We start from the raw sequence: 1,584 nt of genomic DNA, 5'->3' as shown, positions 1-1,584 counted from the left end.
AGTTGGCAGTCTCCAACCTATCTACATAACCTGGAGTTGGATTTTGTAGCGCCTTGGGGCAAATATGATGAGCACGCATTGGTCAATCCAGGAAACAATAGTAAAGCAATCTATGCTGCTTACGCTTTTACCTGGTTTCCAATGCCGCAAGTTGAGGTCAGCTCGAAGGTCAGTGTTAACTACAGTTACGAAAATCCAAAGACTGATTATAAGTCTGGTGTCCAGGTCGCTGTTGACTATGGGTTTAATTATCGGCTGACCCAGAATTGGCTGGCAGGTATTGGTGGGTATTTATCGACGCAGTTGAATGATGACCAGTCCCACGGGGATGATGTAGGTAATCGAACCAAGTCAATAAAAGTCGGACCACAACTGGGCTACGCAAGTCGGGACTTTGGAATAGTACTCAGCTATCAGAAAGATGTTTATGCCCGAAATGCCTCGGAAGGTGACGCAGTGATGCTCAATGGAATGTTTAAATTTTAATTAGGTACTGCAATTTTCACGCTTGGCTTCTAATGCAAGCGTTTTTTTAAATGAAAATCACTGCTGGGGGATGTTGGTTTTACTGAACTCTTGACCTCTACCCGCCATTCAGCGCGTATCGATTCTTAAAATACAAGAGAAGCGATACGTGACGCTATTTTGTCCCGTTCAACGACGACCTCAAAACGTTAACTTTTCTTGCCGGCCCTCTTGCAAAACATTACAAATGTGAATTTACTAAACGGTTCGTATTGTTATATTTATAATTATCACCGCTTAGCAGCTGAGAGGTGAGGTTGCGCCAGCGCTTCGTCTGTTCAGGCGTCAGGAAAGGGGCGGCAGCTTCCAAATCTCAAAAGATCATAACTCTCTGTTCTTTCACGCTTGCTGGTAGTGGCTCCGCAGATCTTCCGGCTGCCGGGGTAATGGGCTACCAGGCAAAGATCCCCTGCCAGAGAACCGTAGGCAAAACACATCACCACGGGCTTGACAGGCATAGCTGACAGCTGTAAGTATACGAAACGTCCCGTATTGTAAAATTGGTGGAAATTGTCTTATCGCAGGTGCTCGGTGAGAGCCGGGTAGGTTTTATGAGTTTTCGGGAGGAGCGGTTAGCGGCGTCAAAATTGAAATTCAGCGAAGCCTAATACAAAAACAAAAGAGGTTCGTATATGCGTGTATTCAAGTCTACTGCGTACTCATATCCGGCGCCTTCAGGGCGGCCGAAGTACTTGGCATGCGTTCTCGCTGGCGGTGCGGTGAGTTTGATATCGATGAGTGCCAGTGCATTTCAAATTGACACGGGCGACAGCGATCTTCGTGTCCGCTGGGATAACACCCTCAAGTACAGTTCTGCATGGCGTCTGAATGACCAAAGCAGCAAGCTTTCCAAAAGCCAAGTCAGCCTGAACCAGGATGATGGTGACCGTGCTTTCGATAAGGGCCTGATCTCTAACCGTTTCGACCTTCTCTCGGAAATGGATATCGCTTACCGCAATTTCGGTGGTCGTGTGAGCGGGGCAGCCTGGTTCGACACCGAATACCAGAAGGACAACGATAACAACAACCCCGCACGCGCGAACCAGGTCTCAGTTGCCT

The 1,584-nt window shown here is 47.8% G+C and carries 2 protein-coding genes; both read left to right on the top strand.

The window, feature by feature from the left end; all coding sequences use genetic code 11:
• On the top strand, positions 1 to 486 hold a 486-nt coding region (locus ACXRVY_RS28260; RefSeq protein ID WP_458238861.1), incomplete at its 5' end, for a SphA family protein.
• Positions 487 to 1,157: 671 nt separating this feature from the next.
• The coding region (locus ACXRVY_RS28255) for a DUF1302 domain-containing protein (protein ID WP_458238860.1) at positions 1,158 to 1,584 on the top strand (427 nt) is incomplete at its 3' end.

The organism is Pseudomonas sp. P5_A2_2 (assembly GCF_054177685.1).
This window is presented reverse-complemented; position numbering and strand designations above follow the sequence as displayed.